The following is a 25479-nucleotide window of genomic DNA, read 5'->3' as shown; positions in this document are numbered from 1 at the left end:
GACAATTCGCATGACGAAAAAGGTTGCCCTGATCACCGGTGTGACGGGACAGGACGGGGCCTATCTATCGCAGTTGCTGCTGAATAAGGGCTATGAGGTGCATGGCCTGTTGCGCCGCAGCGCCTCTGCCGATGTTGTCGACGCCCGTCTGAAGTGGCTTGATATCGACGGCAAAATTAGTCTGCACGACGGCAACCTTACAGACCTGTCAGGCCTCATTCGAATCGTGAGAGAAGTCGAGCCGGATGAGGTCTACAACCTTGCCGCCCAGTCTTTCGTCAGGTCCTCGTGGCAGCAGCCTTTGCTCACCGGGTCAGTCACAGGGCTTGGCGCGGCCAACATGCTGGAAACGGTGCGTCTGGTATGCCCAGAAGCCCGCTTCTACCAAGCTTCCTCATCCGAAATGTTCGGGCTGATTCAGGAGCCCATTCAGTCGGAAAAAACGCCTTTCTATCCGCGTTCGCCTTATGCCGCGGCCAAGCTCTATGCTCATTGGATGACTGTAAACTATCGCGAGAGCTTCGGCATGCACGCGTCTAGCGGCATCTTGTTCAATCACGAATCGCCTTTACGAGGCATCGAATTCGTTACCCGTAAGATCACGGACGGCGTTGCCAGAATTAAGCTCGGGATGCAGAACAAACTTGCTCTCGGCAATCTCGACGCCAAGCGGGATTGGGGACATGCTCGCGACTACGTTAAAGCCATGTGGCTAATGTTACAGCAGGACACTCCCGACGATTTTGTTATCGCGACGGGGCGAACAACTTCCGTCCGGGATTTCTGCGCGATTGCGTTTGGCCATGTTGGGCTGAATTTTGAAGATTATGTTGCCGTAGACGAGCGATACATGCGTCCAGCTGAGGTCGACGTTCTTTTGGGAAATCCCGAAAAGGCGCGCCAAGAGCTTGACTGGGCTCCGGAAACCTCGCTCGAGGAGATGGTTGCCGAAATGGTGGAAGCCGACCTGCAACGATTAAAACACCTTACGCACCTGTAGGCGTGGTAAAGCAAATGCGAGTGCTTGTAACGGGCGCAAAGGGACTTGTGGGTTCACATGTGGCGAAGGCTATGCGACTTGTGCACGGGCCCGGCATCGAACTTGTTCTTACGTCAAAAGCGGGCACGGCGTCCGACGTGACACTTGACGTCACCAACCGCAATCAAGTTGATCGCATTATAAGGCGCCATCGCCCGACCCACGTTTTGCACCTTGCAGGCATCGCGGCACCGTCGATCGCCGCCAGTGATCCGGAAATAGCTTGGATAGTTAATCTGCAAGGCACGCTCAACGTCGCTCATGCGATTCTTGCCATTGCTCCCGATTGCTGCCTCGTCAACGCGGGGTCTGGTCTCGTCTATGGCGAGAGCGCTAAAACGGGCCAAGCACTTGATGAAAACTGCGTCCTGGCTCCTATGGACGCCTACGGTGCAACCAAAGCCGCTGCAGACATCGCACTTGGCGCACTAACACATCGCGGTCTCAAATGCATTCGCATGCGCCCATTCAACCACGTTGGTCCGGAACAATCGGAAGATTTCGTCGCGCCAGCCTTTGCGGCGCAAATTGCAAGGATAGAGGCAGGCCTTGTGGACCCCACCTTAAATGTTGGCGATCTCAATGCCGAGCGTGACTTTCTAGACGTCCGTGATGTTGCCTCTGCCTACGCACTAGCGGTGTTGCATTCAGACATCATTCCTCCGGGTACGATTCTAAATGTTGCTTCAGGAAAGGCTCGCCGAATTTCCGAGGTACTTGATATACTCCTGTCTATCAGCTCGACCGAAATTCAGGTAGCCCAAGATCCTGCGCGCTTGCGACCGAGTGATGTACCACGCTTGGTTGGTAACGCACAAAAGGCACAAAATTTGCTGGGATGGTCACCTCAGTACGAGTTCGAACAAACGCTGGCTGATCTCCTGGCAGACTGCCGGGAACGCGTGAAAAAACACTGACCGGAGTTTGACTGCCATGCTTAGTGCGCTTTGGCGCTTTCGACATTTCATACTTGCTTCGATTGTTGGAGAGCTTCGCGGTCGCTATGCGCGATCTAAGCTTGGTCTGTTCTGGTCGATCCTGCATCCCCTCGCCCAGGCCGCAATCTTTGCCCTGATCCTGGCAGAAGTTCTGGGGGCCAAGCTCGGCGGTATCGACGACAAGGCGGCTTATCCGATGTACCTCTTGGCGGGAATGGCCGCCTGGACGCTGTTCAGCGAGATCGTGAGCCGCAGCATGACGGTCTTCATCGAATATTCCGCGACGCTCAAGAAGATCGCCTTCCCGAGAATTTGTCTTCCGGTGATCGTGTGGGGAAGCGCTCTGCTCAACCATGCGCTGCTACTCGTGGCGATCGCCGTGGTCTTCCTGTTTCTGGGCAAGGTGCCGGGTATGGCTTGGTTCGCGCTACCGCTCGGCATCCTGTTGGTCTCCGTCTTCGCCTTCGGCCTCGGCATGCTGCTAGGAATCTTCAATGTTTTCGTACGCGACATCGGCCAGGCGGTGGGTGTCGTCCTACAACTTTGGTTCTGGCTTACGCCGATCGTCTATCCAGTCTCGGTTGTGCCGGATCATCTGCGCTGGGTGCTCAGCCTCAATCCCATGATTCCACTGGTGGAGATCTATCACGAGGCGATGGTGTTTGATCGCTGGCCGGATCTTGCGCCTCTGGTCGTCCCAGTGGCCCTGTCGGCCGTGCTGCTTGTCCTGTCCTTCATGGTTTTCAAGCGGGCGAGCCCGGAACTAGTGGATGCGCTATGAAACCGATCGTGCTTCATGTTGAGGGTGTCGGCAAGTGCTATGCGGCCTATTCGTCCAATATGGCCCGCTTTGCCTCCTGGTTCGGCGCCAAAGTGCGTCCGGTCAGCGAAGCATGGGCCGTGCGCGACATCGGTTTCACCCTGAACCGCGGCGAGGCGCTGGCGCTCATCGGGCAGAACGGCGCTGGCAAGAGCACGCTGCTCAAGCTGATCACCGGCACGGTGCGCCCGACGACCGGCCGCATCTCGGTCGCCGGGCGCATCAGCGCCATCCTGGAGCTGGGGCTCGGCTTCAACCCCGAATTCACTGGCCGGCAAAACGTCTACCAGGCGGGCGGCCTGATGGGGTTCTCCCAGGAGGAACTCACCCGCCTCATGCCCGAGATCGAGGACTTCGCCGAGCTTGACGAATATTTCGACGAGCCCCTGCGCGTCTATTCCTCCGGCATGCAGGCTCGCCTCGCCTTCTCGCTGGCGACCGCCGTGCGGCCGGAGGTGCTCATCGTCGACGAGGTTCTGTCCGTCGGCGACAGTTATTTCCAGCATAAGAGCTTCGACCGCATCCGCCAGTTCAAGGAGGAGGGCACGGCGATCCTCTTCGTCACCCACAGCATGGGAGACGTGCGCGCCCTGTGCGAACGGGTCATCCTCCTCGACCAAGGAAAGGTTCTGCGCGACGGCCCCCCCGACGAAGTCGTGGACTATTACAACGCGCTGATCGCCGAAAAGGAGAACGCAAAGCTTTCCATAGAACAACGGCGCCAAAAAAACGGTTGGAGCTACACCGAGTTCGGAGATTTTCGAGCCAGAGTGGAGTCAATCGATCTCTATCGACCCGGCGAGGAAACGCCGATTCAGATGGTAAAAACCGGAGAAGTGGTCGAAATCCGCACTGTCATCCGCGCTTTGGACAATCTCGAACAGCTCGTACTTGGTCACCGAATTACTGATCGAACGGGACATATCATCTGGGGGAGCAATCTTTGGCGCACTGGTCAGGTCATAGAGCACGCAAGCAAGGGACAGGTCATTGTATCGCGACTGCGTTTCACCTGCTCACTTGGCGACGGCTCCTATGCGATTTCCTACGGCGTACATCGCGACGACACGCATCTGGCTGGTTGCTATCACAAAGCCGACAATAAAATCGTTTTCGATGTCATCAATGCAGATTACCCGCAGTTCATCGGCACGACGCATCTCGATGCTGCTTTTGACCTTGAGGTGGTCTCATGACGAGACCAGAGCCAATTTTTATTCATTCGCTGCATAGGAGCGGCAGCACCTACCTCTTTCATGTTTTTCGTCGCGCAAGGATCAATGGCGAAGCGCCCTACACATGCTTTCAGGAGCCAATCCATGAAATCGCTTTCTCGGCGAAGGATAATCCCGAGTCGCTGAACGATTTTTTACTAGTCTCTAATGATTCAATGAAGGTGAATAGGCACCCAGAAATAGGTTGTGGCTATTTTAAAGAATTATATGATATTCATAACGTATGGAAAGATATACTTGAATCTGACGTAGTTTATGCAGATTATTTTGGTAGAAGCGCAATTGACAAGACTGCCGCCTATCTTCAGGCCTTGATCGAAGCGACGTCCCGGCGAACGGTCATTCAGGAATGCCGCACGCCGTTACGGATTGCCGCTCTGAAGGGGCGCCTTGGAGGCGTGCATATCCACCTTTGGCGCAATCCGTGGGATCAGTGGTGGTCACTGAAGGTGACCGAATATTTTGCAACTGCGCAGCAAATGATACTAAATGCTGTGCTCCCGCCGGAACCGGTTGAATTTCTCAAGGCGCATATTGGCTTTATTCCCTGTCCTGAGAGCGATCTTAGCGCGCAGTTTGAGTTCTACAAAGCGCGCCGGCTCCAACCCGAGCACAGCTACCTCATCGATTTCATGCTGTTCATGCTCGCCATGATCGAGGCCGAGACGGCAGCCGATATCGAGATCAATATCGATCAACTGTCGACGGACCCCTCATACGCGAGGCAGACGGTCGAAAATCTTGAGGCACAAGGGATCAATGGGATCGATGTTTCCGATTGTGCATCGCCGCAGGCGCCTTTCGGCGATACGGACAGGGATTTTTTTACTCCGCTTGAAGAACAAGTCATCGAATGGTTGAAGGCGGGCGGTTGCGATCCTGATGCAGTAGAGCGCGTTCTTGAGCGCCGCTGGGCCGCCGAACCCGATCGGCCCAAACGCAGCAAGTACAATAAGCGCCTGCTGGATGAGATACAGCGGCGAGGCGATCTTGTGCTGCGGGTGGAAAGACAAGAAGCCTATACCATTAATACGCTCAATCGACGCATCAACGAAATGAGCAACCATATCGAAGAGGAACGTGCTGCTTTGGATGCACGTCTCACCAAGGAGCACGACCGGAGGGCTGCGAGCGAGACTCAGCTTGCCCGCGAACGACGCGCCAGAATTACGGCTGAAGCCGCTTTGGAGGCTTCCCGCAGAGAACTGCATGAAGTTCATCAGTCCAACCATCACCACTGGCAGCTGGCAGAGGCTCGCGCGGCGGAAATTGCAGCGCTCAGAGCCAGCAAGTCTTGGCGCCTTACCGCCCCACTGCGCATCGCCTCTCGCGCCCTGGACTGGCCACATTGGGCTATCCGCGGCGCGTGGGCTTGGATAACGCTGAAACCAGGGTCGCGGCCGCGTAGGATTGCGAAAGCATGCATATCGAAATGTGGACGTTTCGTCTGGGCTCATCCATCACTCAAGGCAGGAGCCAAGTGGCTAGTACGCCGCTTACCGGCACCTGTTGAGATGCGGCTGCGTCGCATAGTTTTCCCGCCTATCCCCACAACCGTCAACCAGCAAGAAGGGGAACAAGTATTGCCAAGCCTTTCGCCACGCGCTCGACAGATCCATGCAAACCTAAAAGGAGCGTTGGCGAAAGGAGGACAGACCCACTGATGCGCATCGTCATTGATATGCAAGCTGCACAAACGGGCAGCGCCAAGCGTGGAATTGGCCGGTATACGATGGGACTCCTCAAGGGGTTTTTGGCAAAAAAGGGCCAACATGAGATAATCCTCGCCGTCAGCAATCTCCAAGCCCACACAATCGATTCCCTGCGCCAGGAGCTTACAAGCCATGTTCCTTCTGACGATGTTGTCGTGTGGCGCGGGATAGGCCCCACCGCGTGGGAGAATTCGGCTAACCGGTGGAGGCGATCTGCAAGCGAGGCGGTGCGGGAAACCTTTCTGGCTGGACTAAATCCTGATGTCTTGCTGGTGCCGAGTGCCATCGAGGGGTTTAGCGAGGACGTGGCTATCAACCTAAAAACTTCGCAGTACTCGCCTCCAACAGCTGCGATATTATATGATTTGATCCCACTTGCTTTTCCGAAGCAATACCTGTCGAACGTCCTTGCTGAAGAATGGTATAGAACGAGCGTTGAGCGCCTCCAAAGAGCCGATTTGTTACTCGCTATTTCTGAGCATACCCGGAAAGACGGGATCGAGCGGCTACAGTTTAATGAGAAGCGGGTTGTATCCATACTTGCTGGTATAGACCCCAAGTTCCGTCCCCATGCGATTGGCTCCGAAGCGGAAGCGGCACTCCGCGCCAAGTTCGGACTTGTCCGGCCGTTTATCCTGACCGCCGGCGGTGCGGAGCCCCGGAAGAATGTGGAGCGTCTAATCGAGGCTTTCTCCAGGTTGCCGTCGCCAATGCGAGAGACCTATCAGGTTGCCGTTCTCGGGTGCTTGGATGATCATCATATATGGGCTGTTGGCGATAAATGGCGTTCAGAGAACGGCTTGCCGCGTGGATCAGTTGTGCCCCTCGGTCACATGACCGACCGGGAACTAATCGGGCTCTATACCTCATGCTCGGCGTTCGTTTTCCCGTCCTGGTTCGAAGGTTTCGGATTTCCACCACTTGAGGCTATGGCCTGCGGCGCACCCGTGATCTCCTCTGGAGAAACCAGCCTCCGAGAGGTCATAGAACGGCAGGATATCCTGTTCGATCCTTATAACGTAAACGCGATCATGGAGAAGATGGAGGCCGTCCTCACGGACGAAGCGCTTCGTGCTGATCTGGCACAATGGGGTCCGAAGCGCGCTCGCGGCTTCACCTGGGAAATGAGTGCGGAAATTGCCCTTCGGGCGATGGAGCGTCTCCATGCGGAAGCGGTATCTGCCCCGCCTCCCAGACCCCAAGCCCTGACGGCAGCGCTCATTGACGAAGTTGCGGCTTTGCCGCGTGACAAGTCAGGGCCTTCAGAGAAGGACGTTCTGGCGCTAGCGGATGCAATCGCCGCGAACGAAGCAGAAGTGCGCCGTCGGCCGCGCACCAATGCTCTGCCGTCCACGCTCAAGTGGCGGATCGAGGGGCCTTTCGACAGCAGCTACAGCCTGGCGCTGCTGAACAGGGAATTTGCCCGTGCGCTCGACGGCCTTGGACACAATGTTGCGCTTCATTCCACGGAAGGGCCGGGAGATTTTCCGCCCAATCCTGCTTTTCTTGACGCCAATCCGGATCTGGCAAGGCTTCACGACGCTTCCAACTCGATAGCGCCCGATATGGCGCATGTGGTCAGTCGGAACCTCTATCCACCCCGCGTTGCCGATATTGCAGGCACCACTGCGCTGCTTCACAGCTACGGATGGGAGGAATCGGGTTTCCCTCAGGACTGGGCAGACAGTTTCAGCGCCTATCTGGACGGTATGACCTGCATGTCCCGCCATGTCGAAAAGGTCATGATCGACCATGGCGTGACTTGCCGCCTCGGTGTTGCATCTCTTGGCGTCGATCATTGGGAAAGCGTAAGCCCCGACCCGGCATTCCAACTATCGACGAATGGTGTCTTTCGATTCCTACACGTCTCTTCTTGTTTCCCAAGAAAAGGCGTACAGGAAATGCTTGAGGCTTATGGCCGTGCCTTCACCGCTAATGACGATGTGGCACTGGTGATCAAGACATTTCCCAATCCCCATAACGAGGTCCAGAAATGGCTGACTGCGGCTAGGGCGGACAGAGAGGACTATCCCGAAGTCGTCATCATCGAAGACGACCTTTCTGATGCACAATTGAAAGCGCTTTATCTGCAAAGCCAAGCTTTGGTTGCACCAAGCAAGGCGGAAGGCTTCGGCTTGCCTTTGGCCGAAGCCATGCTTTCTGGGCTGGCCGTTGTTACGACCAACTGGAGTGGGCAACTGGATTTCTGCAACCAGCAGACTGCATGGCTGGTGGACTACGATTTTGAACGCGCGGAATCTCATTTCGGCGTCTTTTCCTCGGCATGGGCGCGCCCGCGCGTTGAGGATCTTGCAGCCAAGATGCGAGAAGTCTTTGAAGTCGGAGTGTCCGAGCGTAAGAAGCGGTCCCGTGCTGGTCGCCAAAGTCTTCTGGAACAATTCCGTTGGCGGGACGTAGCCGAACGTAGCGTTGCTTTCGCTCGCGATTGCGCCACCGAGCCGACAGCCGTACCACCGAAAGTGGGCTGGGTCACAACCTGGAACACGCGTTGCGGAATTGCTACCTATTCGGAACATCTGATAAGCAACACATCTTTGGTCGTCGACATCTTGGCGCCTGATAACCAGGAGGTAACTGGCGTCGATCGGGATAATGTAAATCGCTGCTGGTCAGTTGGCGGTGAAAATGAATTGGGGCACCTACGTTCAGAGATACAGCGTCTCGGCTCGGACGTTACGGTCATACAGGTAAACTATAGTTTTTTTGATTTTGTGCAACTTGGGGATCTTCTGGACACGCTGACCCGTGAGGGGCGTATCGTTGTTGTCACCTTACATGCTACAGCTGATCCCGTAGGCGACTCTGATTGGAACAGAAGAAGGCGGCTTGAACTGCTACGCGAACCATTGTCGCGCTGCGCGCGTATTCTCGTTCATACCATTCCTGATTTGAATCGGCTCAAAGCATTAGGGTTGGTTGAAAACGTCACCCTCTTCCCGCATGGCATTCTGGATCATGAGCTGGTCGAGACGTCGGACAAAACAAGCAATGAAAGAGAATTCATAATTGGATCCTACGGCTTTTTCTTGCCCAATAAAGGTCTCATCGAGCTAATTGAAGCTGTATCGCTTCTCCGTGATCGGCAGCACCATGTAAAACTAAAGCTGGTCAATGCGGAGTATCCTGATCCTGCATCACGTCATCTAATCGATCAGGCAAAGGCGCTGGTCGCCCGGAAACGGCTGCAGGACATAGTTGAACTGGAAACGTCTTTCCTCAAGGACGAAGAAAGCTTGGCCCGTTTGGCTGAATCAGACGTCATCGTTTTTCCCTATCAAACGACAGGGGAATCCGCTAGCGGTGCGGTTCGCTACGGCCTCGCCACCGGTAAACCAATTGCTGTAACGCCACTACCCATTTTTGACGATGTATCACCGGCTGTATTCCATCTTCCGGGGTGCTCTGCCGAGGATATTGCCAACGGGCTGGAAAACCTGAAACAGCAGATTTCAAGCGATTCCACATCCTATCGGGAAATCATTCAGCAGGCGGAGAATTGGCGCGCCCAGCACCGCTACTCTCGCCTTGGGCACAGGTTGGAGGGAATGCTGACTGCCCTGATGCGCAAGCATTCTAGTGGGCTCTCAAACCGGGTACCGGCAACGCGCGTAAATGACCTTATTGGTAGTGCGCCGCTGCATGGTTGAAATTTGGGAACTGTTTCGCCTTTCTGTTCTGAAGAGCTTTCCGGGATCGAAAATTGTTTAGCAACGTTGTGCTTTACCACGATTATTTCGCAATTCGCGGTGGTGGCGAGCGCCTTATTTTAACGCTCGCCGAGGCTCTTGATGGATCGACGCTTGTTCTCGGCTACCGGTCCGCTGATTCATACGCCTTCGAAGCTTTCCCCCCAAAGACCGTTTCGCTCGATCTCGCATCCGTGCTTCGCGGTTTTGGGCTGCGTCTTCCAGCGTTGTCTCTACTTTTTCAACGCAATCGACGATTTGCTAGACGTTTTGCCACTCGTATCTTTTCCGGTGTCGCCGCACCGCTTGCGGCCCCAAAGGGGGAGGGCGTCAACATCTTCTATTGCCACACGCCCCCGCGTTTTCTTTACGATCAGCGCGAACATTTTCTGGGCCGGCACGGCTGGCCAAAACGTGTGGCCGCGCGCGCGCTGATGCTGTGGTTCGAACCGCAATATCTCGAGGCTATCTCGCGCATGGATCTTATCCTCACCAATTCAGAGAATACACGGACGCGCATCCGCCATTATCTGGGGAGGGACAGTATCGTTGTGCCGCCACCGGTCGATACCGACCACTTCACATGGCGCGGGCAAGGTGACTACTACCTTTCAACGGCCCGCCTCACGCCCTTAAAGCGCGTCGAGCGCATTGTCGAATCGTTCAAAGAGATGCCCGACAAACGCCTCATAATCGCCTCGGGCGGAGAGGACCTCGGAAAACTGCAAAAGATGGCCGCCGATGCGCCCAACATCACCTTCCTTGGTTGGGTCACCGACAAGGAGCTTCTCAACCTTGTCGGCAATGCTATCGCCACCGTGTATCTACCGCGCGACGAAGACTTCGGCATGTCGCCCGTTGAATCCATGGCAGCCGGCAAGCCGGTGATCGGTGTTGCGGAAGGTGGATTGCTTGAAACGATCATCCCTGACCAAACAGGCGTGCTTCTGGATCCGGCATTCACCACGGCTGACCTTGTCAAAGCCATCAAGGACATGACTCCGGAAAAGGCTGCTTCCATGCGTATGGCATGCGAAGAACGTGCCCAACTCTTTTCGCGGGACCGCTTCATTGCAGGCATGAAAGCGGTCATCGAGGAAGCGATGCCAGTGCATGATATAGCTTGAGATATCCTTGGCTCATGGTGTCGGCGCGAAACAACCGTTCAAACCGCAGCCTCGCCTCTCTGCCCATAGCATCCCTCAGGTCCTTATCGGCATCGAGTTGAACCATCGCGTGCGACAGCTGCCCCGAATCCGCTGGCGCGATGACAATACCGGTTTCACCTGACGCGTTCACAAAGCTCGTGCCGGTTCCCAATTCGCACGATATCATAGGCTTTCCCGCTCGCGCGGCCTCAAGCAAAGCAACGCCAAACGCCTCAGATCGCAGGTGCGAAGGAAATACGAACGCGGCGCAGAGGTCCAGCAAAGCCTCTTTATCGGCCTCCGACACTTCCCCGACATAGGCGACATTCTTTGGCAGTTGCCCGATGTCAAGCTCCTCCCTGTCGTTGCTGCCTGCAACAACGACAGGAAGCCCGGACTGGCGAGCCGCCTCGATCAGTGTGCCAATGCCTTTGTAGTATCGAAGCGCGCCAACGAAGAGATAGAAGCCTTCTCCAACTCGCTGGCGCCAATGCTTAACCAAATCCTCGTCGAGACGAGCCCGCTTGGGCAACCCGATCGGAATGACATGAACTTTGTCCTTGTACCGATCCAGCACCGCACTTGATGAAAGATAGTTGGGAGACGTCGCCACAATCGCATCCGCTCCCCCGAGGAATCTATGCATCATCGGTTCGTAGATCCTCAACAACCGCCGCTGTTTCACGATGTCGGAGTGATACGTTATGAGCGCCGGGCGATGCCGCCCGAGGGTCAAATAGAGCATGTCCCCCATAGGCCATGGAAAATGGTAGTGCACGATATCAGCATCGGACGATAGTCGCCGGAATTCGCCGAATGCACTGATTGAAAACCCCGATGACGCAATTTCAAAATCACGACGCACCGGGTAGACACTGTGCCGGCCAACCTGGAACGGCCCGTCCGACGGGCGTTCACCGTAAAGGGCCAGAACGCGGCTCTCAACGCCATGGTCCGCCAAACCTTCGGCGATTGCATGAATAACGCGGGGAACGCCGGTGAAGTCCTCGGGCACATAGGTCTTGTAAACGTGCAGGATCTTCACCGGTTTGAACCTCACAGCCAACTGCTCATTTCCGCGCCCCGGTTAGAGAAGCGTATTTCCAGCTTTGCGTTTGCCATATTCCCGCGGCGACGCAAAGGCGCATCCTATAGTGCAGCGCCCGGGTAACGGAGATTTCCATGTGTCGTGGCGGCATGATAACCGCGCATGTGAGGGACCACCGGACCTCAAAGATGATGGACCGGCTGCCGTGCCCGCGCATATGGCGTCGTCTGCCGGTTCCGGTACAGTGTGACCTTTGTCTCTTCCCGTGTGACCACTACATCCAACGCATCCGCGCGCACTCGTCAGATTGCCCCGTTACTCGACGCTTTTGCGCCCTCCTGGGAGCTGGAACAGATCCAGCCAAAGCAAAAAATCCCTCGACACCAAAGGATAGAGCAAGACAGCGATTCAACGAAACGCCATCCTGCTCGAGTGTCCGTTATGGCATGGGCTGCGATCGCAGACCCGAACTGGCCTTGTGGGCAGGCGTGCCGAAAGCCCGTCGGAGCAACCGGCGCACCCTGCTCATCGCCGCAAAAAGGCGAGGACGCATGACGGTCAACCAGTACGCACGGCGTATCACCAGCCGCGCACCAGCAGCGAGACCTTCCGCCCCTTGCGGACTGGCGTCGAGGATAGCGCGCAGTTCCGAGATCACCTCTGCAGACCGCTGCCCCGGCGCGGCAAGGCCGCACCAGATCAACACGGCGCTGCCCGTCTCGGCGGCAATCGCTCTTCGCTTGAGGTCTGGCGACGCGCAATGCTCTGCATGCAGACGGCCATGGCCGTCCTTGATCAAGCTCAGGATTTTCATTGGGATATTCTCCTCAACCTGCCACATGAACGACGCGGTGATGACGAGACACGTTGACGGCGCCCGGGTGGGCGTCCAGAACACAGATAACCATTCTGACCTCTGGTGCTTCAGGGGTTGGATTGGCCAGGTCGCTGCCGGGAAGGCTGTCCCGGTGGCGACCGCTTCTGCGGACGCCGGGCCTGGTCGCCGGCGTCATTGCCGACCTGCACACAATGGCACAGCAGAGATTTCCGTCGGATGAATCGGCGACAGATTTCGTCCGAGAACCCGGCTGAAATACGCCGCCAACCGGCATACCGCCCTGATCTTGTCCAGGTAAGCGCGGAACTGTGAATCCAGGGTTGCCATAGACGCGCTTTCCAAGGTCCTCCAGCACAAAACGTTCCCATGTGGCAAAGATACGGGACCCGACAGCTGCCGAAAGCCTTGAAAGGTAACAGGGGCACTGCAAAACGTGCCAAAGGCCCGGGAAGCAGCAAAATAGCTTGCGCCCTCGTCCTCCCCGGCCTTTCGAACAGGAACGGCACACAATTGACCTTGGCGAAGGAAGCCGATCGTTGAGCACACCGGAGCGCGAGCCCCTGGGGTGCCTTCTGCTCAGTCGATGCCCGATCGGCAAAAACCTGCACGCGCCAGCGCCGGGCGACGCAAGAACGGGCCGGAAATCCACCGGCTTGACCTTCTCAATGTCGTCGAACGCGGCGCCAGCATCCGCCGGCACCGGTTCCTCACCGACCTTCAGCGCCTGCTGATCCCAGCCGCCCTTTCGGGCGCGGTTCAGTGCGCGGTCTATGCGAGCGTCATCCTGCGCGCGAACCGGAGCGACTGGCATAACCTTGACCGCGGTCTACACAAACCGCTACCTCGTCCTGCCTGGCATCACGGGCTGGGCGCAAGTGACTTATGGGTATGCCGGCACCAGCGAGGAAGAACTCGAAAAGCTCGGCTACGACCTCTACTACCTCAAGAACATCTCGCTCGATCTCGACCTCGAGATTACGCTGCGGACCATCCAGACGCTTCTGACCCGCAAGGGGGCCCGCTAACGCCCGATTGCGTGCCTGTCGGTGTCGAAAGTGGCCGTGCGGCATCGCATCATGTGCACCGTCAAGGCGAGATTGATGGTCAAGACGCTTTTGCCCGATCCGTCGTTGCCCGCCGCCATGAGCAGGACAAAAGAGGTAGCTACAGAGGAAACACAGGCTCTGGATCTGTATAAATCGAGACGACCACGGGCAGGCCACAACCATCAGATCTTGAGCCGAGGGACTTCGCCCGCAGCGCAAGGTACACGCACCCGCGCCACCATGTCCGGCGTTGGCTTAGCCGTCTTGGATATGGCCCAGGCCTTTCCTTTGGGGGCGTAAAATTTCCGGGCCGTGTGGACCGATGCGTGCCCGGCGAACGCGGCGACCTCCTCCGCCGAGCCACTGGCTTTGGCATTCGCGATGGCTTGATGCCGGACGGCGTAAAGCGAAAACGGCGCAACCCCGAGGCGCTTGCAGATGCGCCTCAGGCGAGCGCCGAGACGGTCGATGAGCCGGGGAATATCGCCTCGGGCGGCAACTTCCAGGTCGGCGATCAACGTGCGCAAGCTATCGACCTGGCCATCGGCCAGACCCTCGAGGTCGAACTCGCGCGTTTCCGATAACGCACGGCCGTTGGTGGCTTTGGCATTCCAGACAATCAGCAACTGGCTCTGAATGTCGGACTTCCCGAACTCACAGGGCCTCAGGCCGAACGTAATACCGTTCACCAGAAGCCTGAGCAGCAGCACGTCTCCGGGACGTCCGCGCTGCCGAAGAGCCGTGCAGACTGTGTGAAGCTCCGGCCGCCCAATCGCCTTGCGCTTCCTGGCCGACGTCCGCGGCGGCGCACGACGCGAGCGGGGTGCCGGGCGCTGTGCCAGCCGCTCCCGGCAAGCAGCCGCCCCCTCGTCATCCAGCCCTCCCCTTTCCAGCGCCTCCTCGATGGCCCAGGCCAGTGCGGCAGCATACTGGCGGATGGTCGCCGGCGCGAACGCCTCGTGGGACAGCGCAAAGCACTCGATGGTATCGAACAGGGTCGGCGTTCTCCCAAATTGCCGGGCAGCGCGCTTCTGCAACGTCTTCAGCCTTTTCCGGTAGAGCGCGACCGTCGTCTCTTCCCGTGTGACCACAACACCCAAACCATCCACCACGTGATCGCCCATCGGAATTCCCCGCTACTCGACGCTTTTGCGTCCTCCCCGGGGGTTCTGGAACAGATCCTGGCAAGCCACAAAACCAACGCAGGGCGCAAGGCGTGTGAGACCCGAAGGGCCGCGCCAACGAAATGCGGGCTGGTTTACGCAAACGCGTCCGGACGGTTTCTGATAAGATTGCGCATCCGCTCCACCGCCTCGGTGACCGGAGATCCCGCCGGGCGATGTCGGGCAATGCCAACACCTCCAGTCCTGCGGCGAGGCACGAAACGATGCTCACCCCGCCCCCGGCCACAATCTGGGTATTGGTGTGGCTCAGGCTCTGGTCGGCGCCGTTGCTGCCTTGCGCGGAGGCGTTGACGCCGATGCTGGCCGACGGGCCATGAAGACCCATGCCCACCGAAGCGGAGAGCCCGAACCCGGCAGAGCTGGTGCTGGTGCTGGAACTGGCCGTGTTCTGCGCCGCGCCCAGCGTGATGTCGTTGCCGGCATGGAGGTTGATATCCTCTCCCGCCTCGATCCGGGTGCCCTCGGTGGTGATGTCATGCCCGGCATCGAGCGTGATATTGCCGCCCGCCGAGAGCGTGCCGCCATTGGCGACGCTGATGGACTGGCTGGAACTGGATGCCTCATGGCTGAAGCCGATGCTGGCCTCGACCGACGCCAGATTGCCGTTCTGCAACGCATTGGCCGCATCGATGGCTTCGAGCGCCGCGGACGCGGCAGTCACGGCCTTGTTGAGCCCGCTACCCTGCCCGGCATTGAGGTTTTGCGGAAGCTGGGCGAGGGTGGTGATGTTCCCCGAGACCGTTTCGGACGCGCCGATGCGGATCCCGAATTCGGTCTGATCCATAAATCCAATGATCTGGTCGCCCTTGCGAAGAGTGAGCGTTCCCGCTGCGGGTACAATTGCCGGCGTCGTCGTCCCGACGCATCGCCTGCCGCGACATCCCTAATTGCTCACCCGTATTTCAACGTTAGGTCTTTATCCGACAACCTACCCTCCTTAAGTGCCTCAAAATCCTCTCTCGAAATTTCCACGGTTCTAATTTTTGTGGCAAAATGCCCCGCGTCGTACTCATAGTAGAATTTTTTATTTTCCGCCCATGCTCGCCCCTTTACTTCTTTGCCGGAAACGTACTGCTCGTGATAATTAGGATAATACGTGTCCCCGACTTTTGAGTATGGTTTTTTAGTCATGCGAACCCTCAATACTGGATTTCAGTGAACGGAGCTTTGGTAAGATCAACAACGGCCTCAGGAACACCACCAGATGTGTGACCTCCAGGTAACCACTGGCTATTCGCTCCCCCTTCATTACCTGATGGCACATGAAGGTCCGGCATATGCTGACGCTGAATATGTACAGCCATCGTATCGCCACTGCTGAGATAACCGGCATCAAGCCCCAAACGTTGCTCAACAACCCGAAGATTGCCGTCCGCCTCTGCTACTATGCGATCAAACTCCGACTTCGGCATAACGAAGGCTTCCGAATTCCCAGCTGTTCCATGCGTGTCGACCACACTCCGAGAAGTGAACCTTACTGCCCCATCCTCGGCTTTTTGCCTGCCCCGTAAACTGATCCATAAACCCGATGATCTCGTCGCCCTTACGGAGAGTGAGCGTTCCCGCTGCGGGTACAATTGCCAGCGTCGTCGTCCCGAGCGCATCGCCTGCCGCGATTTCACCGATGGTGATGGCCGCTTCGTTAGCGCACACCAGATCGGCAAAGCAGGCCAGAACGGCAGGCGCCGCCTCCGCCGCGACTGCCGCGCCAAAGATGGCACCGACGACAATACGCGCCGTCGAAACCGAAGCCTCGACGTTGTCAGCATGCGCGTTGGCGTAAGCCGCCATCTCGCCCGCGATAACGAGTCGATCCGCGTCGCTTACGTTTATGCTTGTCGGTTTAATTCATGAACGAGTGCAAGGAATTATTTTGGACGATGCCGTGCTCTGTTTTGCGCAGACAGTATCACGTCATAGGCATCTTGCTCGCTTTTCATTGCTTTGGTTGCTTCATCAGAATCGATTTCGTGCTCGACTATTCTACTGCCTGCGCTTTCGCCTGAATCATAGCGGATAAACAGTGAACTACCCCTCTGAACGATCTCGCAACCATACCCTTCGAATACCTTCTTTATCATTTGAAACACCTCAGTCGTAGATCGGGACCACTTGATATTGCCCCGGTGGGACAGGACTAATCGCAGCCTCCGGTATTCCACCCGATGTACGCCCTCCAGGAATCCACTGAGAATTTGCTCCCAGCTCGTTCCCGGACGGCACTCGTAGACCTGACGGATTTGCAATATCAACGCGGACAGGGCCCGCCCCTAAAGTTCCGTGCTCCAAACCCAGAAGATCTTCAAGCCTGTGAACATCTCCTCCAGACTCTCGAATGATTCTGTCAGCTTCGGCTTTTGGCATTACAAACGTTCCGCCCGGTGGCCCCTCTGTGCCTGTGGGTGCACTACCTTTGATTTTTGTTACACCATCCTCGAACAACGCCAGATGCTCGTCAATCTGCGCCTGCGTCATGTAACTCGCAGGATCGGGGCGTTGCCCCTTCGGAAGCTCAAGGATAACCTCGTTGAGGCTTTTTGCCTGCCCCGTAAACTGATCCATAAACCCGATGATCTCGTCGCCCTTACGGAGAGTGAGCGTTCCCGCTGCGGGAACGATTGCAAGCCCGCATCACTCCCAATTATCAGGAACGATTGCTTTCGATATATCGACGCCAGGAGCAGGCGTGTTTTTTTCCGGCCACCCGAAATTGACCGCTATGCCATATTTTTTTATAGTTTTTTGTCTAAACTCGACATCTCTGCAAAATCTGCCCATCAAGTTCCCAGGCAATATTATCTTAAATTCGGCATCAAAATGCTGGTGAACCCAATACCTAACATGAAAATGACGGTTTACTTTTTTTTCTAAGAAAAATCCTTCCGGCAAATCATAGTTCATCAAACATCTCCCCCGGCGTCATCACGGCAACATCTGTTTCCACAAATCTTCCCGGAAGCACAGCTTCTGGAACGCCCCCTGATGTATACCCTCCAGGAATCCACAATTCACTTGCTCCGGGCTCTCTTCCAGAAGGCATTTGAACAAATGGATTATCAATGATCGCGGATTGAGCACCATCCAGATAGCCGATCGGTAGCCCAAGGTTTTCTTCTACCGTGCGCATATTGCCCCCTGTTTCCTTGTACAGCTTGTCCAAATAAGATTTGGGAAACACAAACGCATCTTCCGGTCCAATCGTCCCGTCCGGACGTGGTATGAAAAACCTTACCGCCCCATCCTCGAACAACGCCAGATGCTCGTCAATCTGCGCCTGCGTCATGTAACTCGCAGGATCGGGACGTTGCCCCTTCGGAAGCTCAAGGATAACCTCGTTGAGGCTTTTTGCCTGCCCCGTAAACTGATCCATAAACCCGATGATCTCGTCGCCCTTACGGAGAGTGAGCGTTCCCGCTGCGGGTACAATTGCCAGCGTCGTCGTCCCGAGCGCATCGCCTGCCGCGATTTCACCGATGGTGATGGCCGCTTCGTTAGCGCACACCAGATCGGCAAAGCAGGCCAGAACGGCAGGCGCCGCCTCCGCCGCGACTGCCGCGCCAAAGATGGCACCGACGACAATACGCGCCGTCGAAACCGAAGCCTCGACGTTGTCAGCATGCGCGTTGGCGTAAGCCGCCATCTCGCCCGCGATGACGAGCCGATCCGCGTCGGAAAGGTCTTTGCTCGCGAGGTTGAAGGCCGCGAGAATCTGCCCGGCCTTGCCCCCGCCAACGCCGTTGAGCCCTGCAAGGCCGGTCTGAAACAGTTCTTCTGAAAGCAGGGTTGCCGCTGTCGTGAGCGCATGATCTCGCTCGGCCTGACTCAGATTATCGGCCTGCCCAACACCGTTGAGCATGAACATGGCGTCGAGGGTTTCCGGCGCACCGAACTGCATGTGATAGAGTGCATAGAACAGTTCGGGGTTGTCCCTGCGAACCGCATCCATGGCCTGCTGTTGATCCGGTCCGAACATTTCGAAGTGAGCGGCAAGCGCATCTCCGCCCTGCCGATAGGCCTCGGCAGCCGCAATGTAACTTGCAAACTCCTGCGTATCCGGAACCAGTCCCGATGCCCGCAAGGCACCAGGCGCATCGTTGCACAGCTCAAAATACGCCATCTGCTGCTGGAGATATCCGCGCTTTTCGGCGAGCTCTATTTCCTGGGCGTAGGTCAAGTCCCCGGACGCTTCGAGATCCGCAAGATGTTGGATGCGGGGTAAAGTGGTCTCGATAGCCTCTTTGGCGCCTGCAACGATGGCTGCCCGCGCTGCCGCATATTCCTCAACGCTGAGGTCAGCGCTCAGGCTGTCTCTGAAGCGCACTTCGCAGCCGTCAAGAGCGTAGGCGGGCGCGATGAACAGATGAAAGAGGTTGAAGCCCTGTGCAACCGAGGTGCTGCAAAGCGCCAGGGAATCCGGGTCGATCTCCTCAAGGCGAGACAGAACCGCGTTGACCCGCGCGCCTTGTTCATCGGCAAGCCCGCCAGCCGCAACAAGTTCGTCAATATATGTGATTGCCGCATTGGCAATTTCGCCGGCCGCCGCCACGCTGGTATCGCTGGCATAGAGGCCGATATAGCTCTCCTCGTCCTTTGTGATCTCCTGGGCGAGGTCGGGATCGCGGTTGATGTTGGCGACGGTTTCCGTAACACCCGCGTCCTCGAGCGCCTCCTGGGCGTCCGTATCGCGGATGACGATCTCGCCTTCGCCGATGGTGGCGCGGGTTTCCTGCTCCTTGTCGTGGCCCGACGCCGAACCCTCAACGCTCCATCCCGGCGTGCCGGGCTGGTTGAGCCCCCCGCTGAGACTGAGCCCACCCTCGACGCTTTCCGCCGTATCGTGATCGGACAGGTCCGAGACCGTCAGCGTGCCGGTGTCGAGTGTGAGGGCGTCGCTTTCCGACACGATGGCACCGCCAACGAGATCGGTATTGCCGCCCACGGTGATATCGACGGCATCCCCGGCAAAGATGCCCGATTGCTCGGCAACCCAGGCCGATGTGCCGTTGCCGGTGCTGCCATTGAGCGAGAGCGAACCGCCGACGCCGCCCGAGAGCGGGTCGAGCGTGAGGCCGATGGACCCGCCCGATGAGCTCGAATTGCTGCTGGAGGTGTCCTGCAGGCTTTCGATGGTGAGGTCGCCGCCAATATCGGCGGTGACGGTCTCGCCTGCGACCTGCGCTCCGGAGAGCGTGGTGTCGTTGCCCGAGACGATGCTCACCCCGCCCCCGGCCACAATCTGGGTATTGGTGTGGCTCAGGCTCTGGTCGGCGCCGCTGCTGCCTTGCGCGGAGGCGTTGACGCCGATGCTGGCCGACGGGCCATGAAGACCCATGCCCACCGAAGCGGAGAGCCCGAACCCGGCAGAGCTGGTGCTGGTGCTGGAACTGGCCGTGTTCTGAGCCGCACGTTGGAAGGCTGCATAGCCCGGGCCTCGAATCCGTGCTCCTGTACCCCTCTTTTACTTGTGCCCAGCCTTTTGAGGCTCACCATAGCGTCCTGAATCGCCCGCATCAGCGTTGCATAGCGTGTATTATTGGTTGTTGGATATCAACTTGAAATCCGCCAGATCCGTTGGCGAGGAGGGAAACTTTCGCACGGGATTATCATCCACCCTCCAGAAATCCAATTCCCCGAACCGCCCATTCTTATCCAAAAGCAACGTCACCACGACCGCCATACGGTCTTCGTCATGAAACTGGCACTGCGCGAACGCATACACTAAATCATCATCACGCAAATGCAATGAACGTATCGACCCCATATCACTGTTTATTAAAGAAATAAGTTGATCTGTATCATATGAAAAATTGCACATTGGAACTTTATTAAATGATGATAATATCATTATTTCAGTTTCATTTAGTCGTCTAATTTCATCGTATCGCATTAATTCTTCCAACGTTAAGCGATCCATCAGAGAATCTGAATACATTATACTGCAACCGAACTCCGTTTACCGTCACAAAACGAATGTTATTACCTGCAGGAAGGTCGTTCGGAAGATCATTTGTGATAGCATTTCTTACGCTAGCCCGGTCCAAACCAAGCTCGTCAACATGACGCCATGTGTGGTGCTCTTGGTTCGGATTGCGTCCGAAAGTAGCATCGTTTTGTCCAACTGGCTCATCCGGCTCCCAATCCGGTCCATCCGGCGTTCCTGCGGTATCTGCAATCTGCACCCCACCGGATGCGCCGTCAGCCTCTGAATCCTCCCCACTTTCGTTCAGAACCGCGTTGGCATTCTGGCTTACGACCACGGGTTTCCCCGTCAGCCTGCCAAGATCAGCCGAGAACGAAGGCAGGAAAGCCGTGGAGACCGGTTGCCCTTGGATCGAAGCGCCGGTGAGCACATAGCCATCCCCACTCTCCATCATGTGCACCCGAACCGCAACGCCGTCCGGGTCGGTGATGGTCACCCCGAGCGAAAGATCGTCGGAATAGCCGCTGACATGGAGCGTCGTCCCGTCGGGAAGTTGGTAGGTCGTATCCTGCCCGGCCCCGCCGAGCGGCTCAGTCGAGGCGAAGTACGCCACGACCCCGGCAAGAGGGCCCGCCGCCTTGGAGAGCGTGCCCTTTACGAACGCCCCAACAACGTCGAACGTCTGCTGGCAGGTGACCACAAGCTCCGAACTCAGGGCGATCACATCCCCCGAAGGCAGGGAGACAGTGCAAACGCTTGCCGCATAGGCCCGAGGCACAATCAGCGAAAACAGATCGAACCCGGAATGCGCCTGCTGGCCCCCGGAACACGCTTCAAGCTGATCGAGAACCGACGGATCGTCGTAATATTCCGCCAGCGCCAGCATTGCCGTCTGCTCGTCCGGCGAGAGCTGGTTGTCGGCGGCGTATTGCGCGAAGTGCTGTTCGATGGCCTCGACAACCGCGCCACCCGCCTCGACCGCCGCCGCCACGCTGGTATCGCTGGCATAGAGGCCGATATAGCTCTCCTCGTCCTTTGTGATCTCCTGGGCAAGGTCGGGATCGCGGTTGATGTTGGCGACGGCTTCCGTGACACCCGCGTCCTCGAGCGCCTCCTGGGCGTCCGTATCGCGGATGACGATCTCGCCTTCGCCGATGGTGGCGCGGGTTTCCTGCTCCTTGTCGTGGCCCGACGCCGAACCGTCGACGCTCCAGCCCGGTGTGCCGGGCTGGTTGAGCCCCCCGCTGAGACTGAGCCCACCCTCGACGCTTTCCGCCGTATCGTGATCGGACAGGTCCGAGAAGGTCAGCGTGCCGGTGTCGAGTGTGAGGTCGTCGCTTTCCGACACGATGGCACCGCCATCGAGATCGGTATTGCCGCCCACGGTGATATCGACGGCATCCCCGGCAAAGATGCCCGACTGCTCGGCAACCCAGGCCGATGTGCCGTTGCCGGTGCTGCCATTGACCGAAAGCGAACCGCCGACGCCGCCCGAGAGCGGGCTGATGCCGGCACTGCCATGCGGATTCAAAAACACCCGCGCCGGAAAAAACCACGCTGGCCTTGATCAGGAGAGACAAAGAAGGAGGCGGACGCATGCAGTCCGCGATACCTTCACATCAACTGCTTGAGCGCCCCTCACGGATGCGACGCCTAAGCTCGGTGACCGCCTCCGGGTTAGTAGGTGCATCGATCAACTGGTATACCAAGCCCCCTTTTTCGGCAGCCCAATGAATCAGAACATCACGCTCATAATCTCCCAGCGGCATAGCCGCTGCATGGATCGTCGTTCCATCGGGCAAATTATAGGTCGTATCGTGCCCGCGGCAGGCTGAGTCTCGGCGAAATAGGCCACTGCTGCTGCAAGAGGACCCGTCGCCTTGGAGAACATGCCCTTCACGAGTGCCCAGATATCGTCGAAGGCCTGTCGGCAGCGACCGCAAGCTCCGAACGTACAGAACCGTGACCTCTTGCCGGGAGAGTGATAAACGAATTTCTTCATTCGCCCAGAATTGTAGTTTAAATATAAATTATTCTATCATCCGGAAATTAATGGCGGATTCACTGTAACAACTTCAATTATATCATCATAAGTTGATATCAAATAGTGCACCATAGACGCAGGATCCCGAACACCATAACTCTGATTTACTATCCAATCGATATAATCTGAGTTATCAACAATATAAAAAGAACAACCAATTCGTGATGTTTTTGATATTTCATCCAAAATCATCATTGCATCCCCTTCATCAATTTTCCTGTATGATATATATGAATCGAATGAAATACACTTTTTATTTTTAAAAGAATCAATCAGATGTATATCAAGCATTACAATTCTGTCAATAATGCACTCCAGGGAAAACACGCCTCCCTTCGTATGATTCTGTAGCGTAGGTATGTATTTTTTCATTTATCCGTATCTTATCTTTATTTTGTTTCTTCCATTCTGAATTTCTACCGTTGGTCGGCCATCTGTGCTATTTGGTCGAACAACGACCGTGCGACCGTCAGGTAGTGTTCCAACTCGTCCACCATTAGGAAGAATACGAACGTTCTCGGGGTTCAAGTTATCGAAATCTTCGTTAGCTTCGTTCATCCCCCCAGGCTTCTCCCATTGCGCAGTTCGGCCCTTAGGCTCAGGACCTATTAATTTGATGTGAGATGTGATTCAGGGTCTCCGATGAAGGAGGTCCTGATGAGTGATTTGTTTCTGTTGAGCGAGCGCCAGATGGCGCGGATATCACCGTATTTCCCGCTTTCCCACGGCATTCCGCGGGTTGACGACCGGCGGGTGGTTAGCGGCATCATCTACGTGATCAGGAACGGCCTGCAGTGGAAGGACGCACCAAGCGGGTATGGCCCGCACAAGACGCTCTACAATCGCTTCATTCGCTGGAGCCGGCTGGGCGTGTTCGACAGGATCTTTGCAGCGCTGGCCGGCGAAGGGCCGCAACCCGAGCGCATCATGATCGACGCCACGCATCTGAAGGCCCACCGCACCGCGGCGAGCCTTCTTAAAAAGGGGATGTTCCCCGTCGTATCGGGCGGACGAAAGGCGGGCTGAACTCCAAGCTGCACGCCGTTTGCGACGCCGAGGGCCGGCCGCTGATACTGCTTTTGAGCGAAGGCCAGATGAGCGACCACAAGGGCGCCAGGCTCTTGCTCGACGTGCTGCCGTCCGCCGACAGCCTGCTTGGCGACAAGGGTTACGACAGCAATTGGTTCCGCCAAGCTCTCGCTGACAGGGGCATCGAGCCATGCATTCCGCCGACCAAAAGCCGCAAGCAGCCGATCGACTACGACAAAGCGCTCTATCGCCAGCGCCATAGAATTGAGAACATGTTCGGCAAGCTCAAGGACTGGCGGCGCATCGCTACCCGCTACGATCGATGCGCTCACACCTTCTTTTCAGCCATCTGCATCGCCGCAACCGTCATCTTCTGGCTCTGATTAACGAGTCCTGAGCCTAGTTTCACGTCCAGGTGTTGCGTCGGGTACTGGCGGGCCATCGTTGGACGGCCGTGCGCTCTCAGATTCGGCGTTGTGCCCGTCATCCGCCCCACCATCATCATGCGCATTCTGGCTCACGACCACGGGTTTCCCCGTCAGCTGTTCGAGATCAGCCGAGAACGCCGGCAGGAAAGCCGTGGAGACCGGCTGGCCCTGGATCGAAGCGCCGGTGAGCACATAGCCATCCCCACTCTCCATCATGTGCACCCGAACCGCAACGCCGTCCGGATCGGTGATGGTGACCCCGAGCGAAAGATCGTCGGAATAGCCGCTCACATGGAGCGTCGTCCCGTCGGGTAATTGATAGGTCGTATCGTGCCCGATCCCGCCAGCCGGCTGGGTCTCGGCGAAATAGCTCACGATCCCGGCAAGAGGGCCCGCCGCCTTGGAGAGCGTGCCCTTCACGAACGCCCCAACAACGTCGAACGTCTGCTGGCAGGTGACCACAAGCTCCGAACTCAGGGCGATCACATCCCCCGAAGGCAGGGAGACAGTGCAAACGCTTGCCGCATAGGCCCGCGGCACGATCAGGGCGAACGGATCGAACCCGGAATGCGCCTGCTGGCCCGCAACGCACGCGCCAAGCTGATTGAGAACCGACGGATCGTCGTAATATTCCGCCAGCGCCAGCATTGCCGTCTGCTCGTCCGGCGAGAGCTGGTTGTCGGCGGCGTATTGCGCGAAGTGCTGTTCGATGGCCTCGACAACCGCGCCACCCGCCTCGACCGCCGCCGCCACGCTGGTATCGCTGGCATAGAGGCCGATATAGCTCTCCTCGTCCTTTGTGATCTCCTGGGCGAGGTCGGGATCGCGGTTGATGTTGGCGACGGTTTCGGTAACACCCGCGTCCTCGAGCGCCTCCTGGGCGTCCGTATCGCGGATGACGATCTCGCCTTCGCCGATGGTGGCGCGGGTTTCCTGCTCCTTGTCGTGGCCCGACGCCGAACCCTCAACGCTCCATCCCGGCGTGCCGGGCTGGTTGAGCCCCCCGCTGAGACTGAGCCCACCCTCGACGCTTTCCGCCGTATCGTGATCGGACAGGTCCGAGACCGTCAGCGTGCCGGTGTCGAGTGTGAGGTCGTCGCTTTCCGACACGATGGCACCGCCAACGAGATCGGTATTGCCGCCCACGGTGATATCGACGGCATCCCCGGCAAAGATGCCCGATTGCTCGGCAACCCAGGCCGATGTGCCGTTGCCGGTGCTGCCATTGAGCGAAAGCGAACCGCCGACGCCGCCCGCACCAAAACTCAGCCCAACCGAGCCGCCCAGAGAGGACGAGGATTGGCTGGAGGTGTCCTGCAGCTTCAGATCAGGCCAGCGACTCT

Annotated in this window: 22 protein-coding genes and 1 pseudogene; 9 read left to right on the top strand and 14 right to left on the bottom strand. The window is 57.3% G+C overall.

Annotated elements, in window-relative coordinates; translation table 11 throughout:
- The first annotated feature begins 10 nt into the window (after window positions 1-10).
- The 7 genes from gmd (at window position 11) to LG281_RS12955 (ending at window position 10578) form a co-directional block, all read left to right on the top strand.
- Window positions 11-1000: a GDP-mannose 4,6-dehydratase gene (gmd, locus tag LG281_RS12985; protein ID WP_404401337.1), complete on the top strand. Its 990-nt coding sequence runs from the start codon at window positions 11-13 to the stop codon at window positions 998-1000.
- A 14-nt stretch (window positions 1001-1014) separates the two neighbouring features.
- Window positions 1015-1956 (top strand): GDP-mannose 4,6-dehydratase, encoded by a 942-nt coding sequence (locus tag LG281_RS12980; RefSeq protein WP_404401335.1) that lies wholly within the window; start codon window positions 1015-1017, stop codon window positions 1954-1956.
- A 16-nt stretch (window positions 1957-1972) separates the two neighbouring features.
- The gene (locus LG281_RS12975) at window positions 1973-2758 is read left to right on the top strand and encodes an ABC transporter permease (protein ID WP_404401333.1); all 786 of its coding nucleotides are present in this window, start codon (window positions 1973-1975) and stop codon (window positions 2756-2758) included.
- The gene (locus tag LG281_RS12970; RefSeq protein WP_404401331.1) at window positions 2755-3993 is read left to right on the top strand and encodes an ABC transporter ATP-binding protein; all 1239 of its coding nucleotides are present in this window, start codon (window positions 2755-2757) and stop codon (window positions 3991-3993) included. Before LG281_RS12975 ends, LG281_RS12970 begins: the two co-directional genes overlap by 4 nt.
- Complete coding sequence (locus LG281_RS12965; RefSeq protein ID WP_404401329.1) at window positions 3990-5696, top strand: hypothetical protein; 1707 nt, start codon at window positions 3990-3992, stop codon at window positions 5694-5696. The genes LG281_RS12970 and LG281_RS12965 overlap by 4 nt, the downstream gene beginning before the upstream one ends.
- Entirely contained in the window at window positions 5696-9412 is a 3717-nt protein-coding gene (locus tag LG281_RS12960; RefSeq protein WP_404401327.1) for a glycosyltransferase, read from the top strand. The genes LG281_RS12965 and LG281_RS12960 overlap by 1 nt, the downstream gene beginning before the upstream one ends.
- 68 nt (window positions 9413-9480) lie before the next feature.
- Entirely contained in the window at window positions 9481-10578 is a 1098-nt protein-coding gene (locus LG281_RS12955; protein WP_404401325.1) for a glycosyltransferase, read from the top strand.
- Here LG281_RS12955 and LG281_RS12950 read toward each other — a convergent pair.
- Together LG281_RS12950 and LG281_RS12945 are read right to left on the bottom strand one after the other, a co-directional pair.
- On the bottom strand, window positions 10541-11644 hold the full coding sequence (locus tag LG281_RS12950) for a glycosyltransferase (RefSeq protein ID WP_404401323.1): 1104 nt from the start codon (window positions 11642-11644) through the stop codon (window positions 10541-10543). The genes LG281_RS12955 and LG281_RS12950 overlap by 38 nt on opposite strands.
- A 442-nt stretch (window positions 11645-12086) precedes the next feature.
- Window positions 12087-12461 carry a hypothetical protein gene (locus tag LG281_RS12945; RefSeq protein ID WP_404401320.1) on the bottom strand — a complete coding sequence of 125 codons (375 nt, stop codon included), beginning with the start codon at window positions 12459-12461 and terminating at the stop codon, window positions 12087-12089.
- An 839-nt stretch (window positions 12462-13300) separates the two neighbouring features.
- On the opposite strand from LG281_RS12945, the gene LG281_RS12940 reads away from it, so the two are divergent.
- Complete coding sequence (locus LG281_RS12940; RefSeq protein WP_404401318.1) at window positions 13301-13510, top strand: sugar transferase; 210 nt, start codon at window positions 13301-13303, stop codon at window positions 13508-13510.
- Between the two features lie 203 nt (window positions 13511-13713).
- On the opposite strand, the gene LG281_RS12935 is transcribed toward LG281_RS12940, so the two are convergent.
- The 11 genes and pseudogenes from LG281_RS12935 to LG281_RS12885 form a co-directional block, all read right to left on the bottom strand.
- A complete protein-coding gene (locus LG281_RS12935) occupies window positions 13714-14655 on the bottom strand; it encodes a hypothetical protein (protein WP_404406818.1) in 942 nt (313 codons plus the stop codon).
- A gap of 316 nt (window positions 14656-14971) precedes the next feature.
- Window positions 14972-15499, bottom strand: a pseudogene (locus LG281_RS12930) (hemagglutinin repeat-containing protein); the annotation flags it as partial.
- A gap of 107 nt (window positions 15500-15606) precedes the next feature.
- Window positions 15607-15846 (bottom strand): hypothetical protein, encoded by a 240-nt coding sequence (locus tag LG281_RS12925; protein ID WP_404401316.1) that lies wholly within the window; start codon window positions 15844-15846, stop codon window positions 15607-15609.
- A gap of 8 nt (window positions 15847-15854) precedes the next feature.
- On the bottom strand, window positions 15855-16127 hold the full coding sequence (locus tag LG281_RS12920; protein WP_404401314.1) for a hypothetical protein: 273 nt from the start codon (window positions 16125-16127) through the stop codon (window positions 15855-15857).
- On the bottom strand, window positions 16108-16506 hold the full coding sequence (locus LG281_RS12915) for a hypothetical protein (protein ID WP_404401312.1): 399 nt from the start codon (window positions 16504-16506) through the stop codon (window positions 16108-16110). Before LG281_RS12915 ends, LG281_RS12920 begins: the two co-directional genes overlap by 20 nt.
- Window positions 16507-16806: 300 nt before the next feature.
- The gene (locus LG281_RS12910) at window positions 16807-17277 is read right to left on the bottom strand and encodes a hypothetical protein (protein ID WP_404401310.1); all 471 of its coding nucleotides are present in this window, start codon (window positions 17275-17277) and stop codon (window positions 16807-16809) included.
- A gap of 69 nt (window positions 17278-17346) precedes the next feature.
- A complete protein-coding gene (locus LG281_RS12905) occupies window positions 17347-17616 on the bottom strand; it encodes a hypothetical protein (protein WP_404401308.1) in 270 nt (89 codons plus the stop codon).
- Complete coding sequence (locus tag LG281_RS12900; RefSeq protein WP_404406740.1) at window positions 17606-20152, bottom strand: hemagglutinin repeat-containing protein; 2547 nt, start codon at window positions 20150-20152, stop codon at window positions 17606-17608. The genes LG281_RS12905 and LG281_RS12900 overlap by 11 nt, the downstream gene beginning before the upstream one ends.
- Before the next feature lie 93 nt (window positions 20153-20245).
- Entirely contained in the window at window positions 20246-20602 is a 357-nt protein-coding gene (locus LG281_RS12895; RefSeq protein WP_404401306.1) for a DUF6984 family protein, read from the bottom strand.
- Window positions 20589-22166 carry a hypothetical protein gene (locus tag LG281_RS12890; RefSeq protein WP_404401304.1) on the bottom strand — a complete coding sequence of 526 codons (1578 nt, stop codon included), beginning with the start codon at window positions 22164-22166 and terminating at the stop codon, window positions 20589-20591. The genes LG281_RS12895 and LG281_RS12890 overlap by 14 nt, the downstream gene beginning before the upstream one ends.
- A 507-nt stretch (window positions 22167-22673) precedes the next feature.
- Complete coding sequence (locus LG281_RS12885; protein WP_404401302.1) at window positions 22674-23051, bottom strand: hypothetical protein; 378 nt, start codon at window positions 23049-23051, stop codon at window positions 22674-22676.
- A 285-nt stretch (window positions 23052-23336) separates the two neighbouring features.
- Here LG281_RS12885 and LG281_RS12880 point away from each other — a divergent pair.
- Window positions 23337-24091 (top strand): IS5 family transposase gene (locus LG281_RS12880; RefSeq protein ID WP_404400331.1). Its coding sequence is split into 2 segments (ribosomal slippage): window positions 23337-23670 and window positions 23670-24091, totalling 756 coding nucleotides; the frame shifts between segments, so codons are not numbered across the junction.
- Here LG281_RS12880 and LG281_RS12875 read toward each other — a convergent pair.
- Window positions 24092-25456 (bottom strand): hemagglutinin repeat-containing protein, encoded by a 1365-nt coding sequence (locus LG281_RS12875; protein ID WP_404406738.1) that lies wholly within the window; start codon window positions 25454-25456, stop codon window positions 24092-24094.
- Between the last annotated feature and the right edge of the window lie 23 nt (window positions 25457-25479).

Origin of the sequence: Pelagibacterium halotolerans, from assembly GCF_044811015.1 — a bacterium.
Taxonomy (GTDB): domain Bacteria; phylum Pseudomonadota; class Alphaproteobacteria; order Rhizobiales; family Devosiaceae; genus Pelagibacterium; species Pelagibacterium halotolerans_A.
Note: the sequence above shows the minus strand (reverse complement) of the source record. Positions and strands in the feature narration are given on the sequence as shown.